Consider the following 7359-nt stretch of genomic DNA (forward strand, 5'->3'; position numbering starts at 1 on the left):
TACTTTTGTTTGTGGTTATTCAAAAGTCTATCACAAATGACTTTTTTATTTTTCTAACTTAATTTTACAAACCGCGTCCGTAAATAATGGCGCAGAATATTTTTGATAATCGTTTAACATTTATTTTGATAAACGATTGACAATTTTAGCAAAGGCGCTTACAATCATTATCGTAAACGGTTACAAGGAACGAAGGGAGTCAGTTATATTGCGGCAAATTGATGAAGCGCGGGTGGCCAAAGTTACGAACACCCGCTATCGCGAACACTACCATATCCAAACACCGGCCGGCTGGCTGAACGATCCCAATGGTCTTTGCTTCTTCAAGGGCTATTACCATGTTTTCTACCAGTTCCATCCCTACTCTGCTGAGTGGGGACCAATGCACTGGGGCCATGTGCGGAGTAAAGACTTAGTTCACTGGGAGGATTTACCGGTCGCCCTGGTTCCCGGTGATCCCGAAGACTCCGGGGGCTGTTTTTCCGGGTCGGCCATCGTCAAGGACGACCGCCTCTACCTGGTTTACACGGGTCATCACTACTACGATGACGGCAACCAGGACCACTTCTGGGAAGACCAAAATGTGGCCTACAGTGACGACGGCATCCACTTTACCAAGTACGCGAATAACCCTGTGATCAAGGCCCCGGCGGACAATAGCCAGGACTTCCGGGATCCCAAAGTCTGGGAACACGATGGCCAGTACTACCTGGTCCTCGGTAGTCGGGAGCAGGAGAATAACCGTGCCCGCATCCTCCTTTACCAGTCTAGTGACCTGCTAAATTGGCAGGCGCGCGGGCCCATCACTGAGTCGCAGGATATCGCGCTCGAGGGTTCGATGTGGGAGTGCCCGGACTTCTTCCGACTTAACGGTCAGGACATTATCGCCTGCTCACCAATGGGAATCAAGCCCCAGCGGCACCGTTTCCTCAACCTGAGTCAGACCGGGTACTTTGTGGGCCAGCTGGACTATGATCAGGCCCACTTCGACCACTACGACCTCCACCTGTTGGATTACGGGCACAACTTTTATGCGCCCCAGTCGTTTCTGACACCGGACGGCCGGCGAATCCAGTTTGCTTGGTTCAGTTCCTTTGACAAACCGATGCTTGAGCAGGCTGATGGTTGGGCCGGGGCCCTGACCTTGCCGCGCGAACTAGTGATGCGCGGTAACCGGATGGGCGCCATTCCCGCACAGGAGACAACCCGGTTGCGCACGGGGGAAGATCTTAATACTTTAGCAATTATTCATTCACCGCACCAACTTGCGGTTACTGACCCCCAGCACACCGAGTGGGCCCTGACCTTTGATTTGACAGGCAACGATGGACAGGTCAGTTGGCAGATTGCCAACAATGACGAGGTTTTGGTTAGCCTGCGTTACGACCAAGCATCTGGTGAGGTAACAGTGCACCAGCACAACCAGGCTAGTGACCGCTACGCCACGATTGGCCATCTTCACCAGCTACGGGCCCGGATCTTTGTTGACACTAGTTCGGTCGAAATTTTTCTTAACGACGGTGCAGCGACCTTCACTGAGCGCTACTACAACGACCAGCAACCGGTCATGACCACGATTGCTGCCAGCCGGCCAACCGCTACCGCCATCAAAGCTTACACTCTTAACATGAAAGGATAAAACACCATGAAAAAGAAAAGCTTATTCAAGAACCCCTTCTACCGGTTCGACTCGTTAAACATCCTCCTCTTCTTCACTGCCTGGGGAATCTGGTGGTCATTCTTCCAGATCTGGCTGACCAACACCCTGCACTTCTCCGGTGAACAAGTGGGGACCATTTACTCATTTAACTCCGCCATCACCCTGATCCTGATGTTCGTCTACGGGGCGATTCAAGACCGTCTCGGTTTGAAACGGCACCTATTAATTTTCTGTTCCGTCATGGAAATGCTGCTTGGCCCATTCTTTACCTGGCTCTACGCCCCACTGCTCCACAGTAGCTTCTACCTCGGGACCTTTCTTGGTTCCCTCTACCTGTCATTCGCCTTCCTGGCTGCTTCCCCAACCTTCGAAGCGGTCACGGAACGGATTAGTCGGCGTTACCGGTTTGAATACGGTCAGGCCCGGTCATGGGGTTCCTTCGGGTACGCGGTTTCTGCCCTGCTTGCCGGCTTCCTCTTCACGATCAGTCCTAACCTGGTCTTCTGGCTCTCATCGTTCATCGCACTGCTGCTCTTCTTACTCTTGGTATTTGTTCACCCCGAGAAGAACCAAAAGATGATTGACCTCTACGAAAACAAGGTTGAAAACGCAAAGGAAAGCTCAACTGCTTCTCTTAAGGAAATTTTCGGTGTCTTCAAGATGAAGGCCCTTTGGCAAATCATCATCTACATCATCTTCTCCTGGACGTTCTACACCGTCTTTGACCAACAGATGTTCCCCCAATTCTTCACCCAATTCTTCGCTACCAAGGCCCTCGGCCAACAAATGTACGGGGTTCTAAACTCCGTGGAAGTCTTCCTGGAAGCCATCATGATGGCCTGTGTTCCATGGCTGATGAAGAAGATTGGAGTCCGCAAGACCCTGCTGGTCGGGATCACCATCATGGTTATCCGGATTGGGGGCTGTGGCCTGGTTACTAACCCACTTGGCGTCTCCTGCATCAAGTTACTCCACGCCCCAGAAACGGCCTGCTTCGCCCTCGGCCTCTTCCGTTACTTCACGCTTCACTTTGATACTAAGGTTTCTGCCACCCTTTACATGGTTGGTTACCAGATTGCCGCTCAGGTTGGTCAAATCATCTTCTCCACACCCCTCGGTGACCTGCGGGACCACATCGGTTACAGCCACACCTTCCTGGTTATCTCTGGAATCACGCTGATTGCCGGGATCTACGCAAACTTCATCCTGAAGAAGGATAACGTTGACGTTAATGGTCAGCCGTTGAGTAAGGACTAAAAACAAAAAAACAGTTGCGCAAAACTGCGCAGCTGTTTTTTTAATCACTCATTTTTCCAACCACTGGTAGGCCCTTCAAGACCCGGTCACCATGGGGCGACTTGTTTAACAAGACAGCGGTTAAGTCCTGTCCGGCAACGTTACCATGGTGCTTGCCACCCTGCCAGGCGGCCTTGTCCGAAACATCGTAGACAACCCCCTGCACGGCTACATAAGCCGGTTGACCATTTTGGCCATTGTACTTTGCTAATTCGTTCTTCGTAAATGTTTTCTCAGCCATCGTGGTGACCTCCTCTAATCTTTGTTGTTTTAACTATAACATGGCCCAGGGGGGAAGTTAAGTAAAAATTATTAATTGCCTTCTCGAGGGAGTGGGGCAGGACCAGTCAACTAGTCCTGTCTTACTCCCGTTTTTGTGTATTGCCGACGAAGTTCATTCGGTAAGATCCCAAACATTTCCTTAAAGGTTTCCCGGGCAGTCCGCTGGTTGGTCAGGCCGTTTTTTCTTAACAGGTCGCTGATTGGTCGGTCAGTCTTAATAATGTCCTGGTAGAAGTGGTTGATTTTAACCTCGTAAATATACTTGATTAACGAGATCTCCGTCTGCTCTTTGAACATCCGTGAAAGGTAGCTGGGGTTGTAACCAAACTTCTTGGCCAGCATTGCAACCGTCAGTTTCTGCCTGTAATGGCCATTAATAAAAACGATCACTTCCTTGATTCGACTGTTATCGGCTGGCAGACGCTTTCGACTGACCATTCTTGTAAACAGGAGCTTGAGAATCTGCAATAGGATAATCTCACTTTCAAAGCGGCCGGCCGTGGTCTGCTGGGCTTCGACAACATCAAATTGGTTAATTAATCCAACAATCTGGTGGTATTCCGGTAGGTCATGGCAGCCGTTTTTAAAACTCACCCGCTCGGGGTGGTCAACGTAACGTTCGAGCGCTGGCAAAGGAATCTGCATGACCACCGCCTTATTAGGGGTGTTGGCAACATCATGAACAACCCCGGAGGGTACGATAATAAATTGGTTCGCCCCCACGGTATAGCTATGACCACTAATGTTGAACCTTAATTGGCCATGTAAGACACAGACAATTTCAATGCTACTGTGCCAGTGAAAGGGCACGTAACCACTAGTCGTCACTTTCGACCGGACAAAGCGGATCCCCAATGTCGTGTTGACGACAATATTTTCGTGGTGAGTTTCTGGCATATTCTCCCTCCCAACATTACATTTCTTACCCGTTAGCATTTAATTCTATACAGAAGCGCTAAATTCCATTGCCTTGAATTCGCTTTCAATATATTATTCTACTTGAATTAATTTAATAAAACAACTAACTCGCAAAAGCGTTAACTAACAGGCTTTGGAAGGAGAAGATAATATGACAACTATTACTAATCCAATCATTCCCGGAATGGCTCCGGACCCTTCAATTCTTCGCGTAGATGAAGATTATTACATTGCAACCTCTACCTTTCACTGGCAACCGGCAATCCAGATCTTTCATTCAAAGGACCTGGTTAACTGGCAGCTAATCACCTACGCCCTCAAGGATGAGGAACTAAACCTTCAGGGAACAAATACCCCAGCCGGGATTTGGGCCCCACACCTCTCCTATGATCCCCAAACCAAAAAGTACTGGATCGCTTACTGCCACATTCAGAACATGGCCGGGCGGGAATTCAATGCAGAATCCTACGCGATTTGCGCTGACTCCATCATGGGCCCCTGGTCAAAGCCCCTGTACCTAACTTCCATCGGCTTCGACCCCTCCTTGTTCCACGAAAACGGCAAGCACTACATTGCCGTCCTGGAATGGGAGACCCGGGAAGGCTACCAGGCACCTGGACACATTGTCATTGCTCAAGTCAACTTATCAACTGGCGAAGTTGGGGACTGGCACCGGATTACCACCGGCTTTACCAGCCGGGGCTGCGTTGAGGCGCCACAGATCTACAAACGTGGGGACTACTACTACCTGATGCTGGCTTCCGGGGGTACCGGCTATGCCCATGGCGTCGAGATGGGCCGGGCTAAAAACATCTTTGGCCCCTATGCGCCCAACCCGAGCCACGAACCAATTCTTACCGCTTCACCCCACCACCTCTTCTCCCTCGGCGACCCGGATGCGGGCCACTTCGAAATGTACAACCCGCACTCCCCGATTCAAAAGGCGGGGCACGGTTCGCTGGTGGAAACACCTGCTGGTGAGTGGTACATCGCCCACCTGATGTCCCGTCCCCTTACCGGAACTAAGCTTAATCCACTGGGGCGTGAAACTGGCCTTCAAAAGATGGACTGGACTAAGGACGGGTGGCTAGAGATGGCTGATGGCAGTAACCTTGCCAAGCAAGAAGTAGCCGTTGACGGTGCTGACGACAAGCAGGACCGTCACGCCTTTGACATCGATGACCACTTCACGAACGACCACTACGACCAACGGTTTATGACGCCCTACCATAAGCAGGACACCAGCTGGGTTAAGGTCGTGGACGGCAAGCTGCAGATCAGTGGACGCAACTCCTTCTTCTCCCAGGTTAGCCCATCAATCATGGGGACCCGGGCAACATCAATGGACTACCAGCTCCAAACCAAGCTTGAGTTCCATCCCACCCACTACTCCGAGACAGCTGGCCTGGGACTCTACTACGATTCCAATAACTGGTTCTACGTCCGCCTGTGCCTGTCAGATGATGAGCAAGAACTCGTCCTCCGCATCCTTCAGGCCAAGCTGGGTGAACGGATTGACTACGTCTTTGACGAGGTCCCCGTTCCTAACCACGTTGCCGAAATCCGGATCAACTATCGGCAAGGCAAGGCAAGGCAACCGTCGAGTACCGTTTCACTGACGGTACCTGGCAGCCACTAGGCAAGGAGTTTGACCTCGCCTACCTATCTGATGAAGGGGTCAACGGTGAACCGGGTGAGATTGGTGGTTTCACGGGTCTTTTCAACTTCATCGGGGCGGTGGATGCCTTTGAGCACCGGTCCCACGGTGATTTTGCATACTACAGTGTCAAAAATAACTTCTAAAGGAAGGCGGGTTTAGCCATGAATAAAGTAACAATTAGTCTGAAACGATTACTACCCGCGCTGGTAATCGGCCCCGCAAGTTGGTTGGGACCATACGTTGTCATGAACAGTCTCTTCCTCCCGGCTCTGATTCAGAAAATCGATGCGCCGAACAAGGTTCAATTAGTCGCCCTCTTTTCAACGATGGGAATGATTTTTGCGGCAATCTCCAATATGGTTGCCGGGGCCCTTTCTGACCGGACCCGGTCACGTTTCGGGAAACGGGCTCCCTGGATTGTCGGCGGGGGCTTCTGCTTCATGCTCGCCATGATTGGGGCCTCGCTTTGTTACAACATCCCCGCACTACTGATTTCCTGGATGGTTGGGCAAGTGGCCCTGAACTTCATCGTTGCTCCAATGGTCGCTTGGATTGACTTTGCACCAGAGGACTACCGGGCAACCGCCTCGTCCGCTTATGGTGGATTGGGCTTTGCTCTGGGGAACAACGGATTTAATGTCGTTGGGGCCCTGCTCTTAAGTCAGTTCCGTCTCGGCTTCGTTGTCTTCGGCATCTTCGCCTTCGTGGGAACCCTGATTGCCGTCCTGATCGTTCACGAACCCGCTAACCTAGACGAGGAACGCCTGGAAAAGGCTCCTAAGAAGAAACATCATTTCAGCTGGCACACCATTTCAACGGTCTTCCCTCGCTGGTCAGTTGGTCGGGACTACTACCTGGCCCTAATCGGGAAGCTTTTCCAGGGGGTTGGTAACTTCGCCATCACCGGTTATATTCTCTACATCATGACCGACTTCTTGCACCGGGGAAGTCAGACCCAGTCATCAATCCAGTTGATCAACGGAATCATGCTGGTTCTCGGTATCTTGATGGGCTTCTTTACCGGCCCGGTCGCCGATAAGTTAAAGGTCTTAAAGTTCCCTGTCGGCTTCTCAACGATTTTCCTGGCAATCGCGGCATTGGTCCTCTTCCTCTTCAGAAACACTACCGGGATTATTATCTACGCCCTCTTCGCCGGCTTGGGAATGGGACTATGGAACGCCCTTGATAACCTCTTGAATCTGGAAGTTATCCCGGACCAAAACCGGGTCGCATTCTTCCTGGGGTCTACAACCTTGGTAACACAATTAGTCAAGCAGTCGCACCAGTAATCGCCGGAACGGTAATTTCTTTGTGGGGTTACTCCGCCGTCTTCGGGGTCGCGTTCTTCTTCTCCCTTATCGGTGGGATTTGCATGTTATCAATCAGGAGCGTTAAAAAATAAGCAAATAAAAAAGTTCTTTCCTGGTCACAACGACCAAGAAAGAACTTTTTTACTACTATAGTGTTAGGCAGATTGTAAAATTTAAGTTGAACATTTAAGTGGACAGAAAAACCCATCAAGGTCTTTAATGGTGTTACCTCA

5 protein-coding genes and 2 pseudogenes are annotated in these 7359 nt (G+C 50.8%); 4 read left to right on the plus strand and 3 right to left on the minus strand.

Annotation, left to right across the window (positions count from 1 at the left end; genetic code table 11):
• Positions 1–208: 208 nt before the first annotated feature.
• Together QOS01_RS09925 and QOS01_RS09930 are read left to right on the plus strand one after the other, a co-directional pair.
• On the plus strand, positions 209–1639 hold the full coding sequence (locus QOS01_RS09925; RefSeq protein WP_283622211.1) for a glycoside hydrolase family 32 protein: 1431 nt from the start codon (positions 209–211) through the stop codon (positions 1637–1639).
• Positions 1640–1645: 6 nt separating this feature from the next.
• A complete protein-coding gene (locus tag QOS01_RS09930) occupies positions 1646–2917 on the plus strand; it encodes an MFS transporter (RefSeq protein ID WP_283622212.1) in 1272 nt (423 codons plus the stop codon).
• A gap of 40 nt (positions 2918–2957) precedes the next feature.
• Here the strand turns inward: QOS01_RS09930 and QOS01_RS09935 are convergent, their stop codons facing one another.
• Together QOS01_RS09935 and QOS01_RS09940 are read right to left on the minus strand one after the other, a co-directional pair.
• Positions 2958–3197 carry a cytochrome b5 domain-containing protein gene (locus QOS01_RS09935; RefSeq protein WP_283622213.1) on the minus strand — a complete coding sequence of 80 codons (240 nt, stop codon included), beginning with the start codon at positions 3195–3197 and terminating at the stop codon, positions 2958–2960.
• 110 nt (positions 3198–3307) lie between these two features.
• A complete protein-coding gene (locus tag QOS01_RS09940; RefSeq protein ID WP_283622214.1) occupies positions 3308–4135 on the minus strand; it encodes an AraC family transcriptional regulator in 828 nt (275 codons plus the stop codon).
• 172 nt (positions 4136–4307) lie between these two features.
• Here QOS01_RS09940 and QOS01_RS09945 point away from each other — a divergent pair.
• A pseudogene (locus QOS01_RS09945) lies at positions 4308–5959 on the plus strand (family 43 glycosylhydrolase).
• Positions 5960–5977: 18 nt separating this feature from the next.
• Complete coding sequence (locus tag QOS01_RS09950; protein ID WP_283622215.1) at positions 5978–7105, plus strand: MFS transporter; 1128 nt, start codon at positions 5978–5980, stop codon at positions 7103–7105.
• Between the two features lie 28 nt (positions 7106–7133).
• Here QOS01_RS09950 and QOS01_RS09955 read toward each other — a convergent pair.
• Positions 7134–7359: pseudogene (locus QOS01_RS09955) on the minus strand (hypothetical protein); the annotation flags it as partial.

The sequence above is a fragment of the Limosilactobacillus avium genome (assembly GCF_947381485.1).
Taxonomy (GTDB): Bacteria; Bacillota; Bacilli; order Lactobacillales; family Lactobacillaceae; genus Limosilactobacillus; species Limosilactobacillus avium.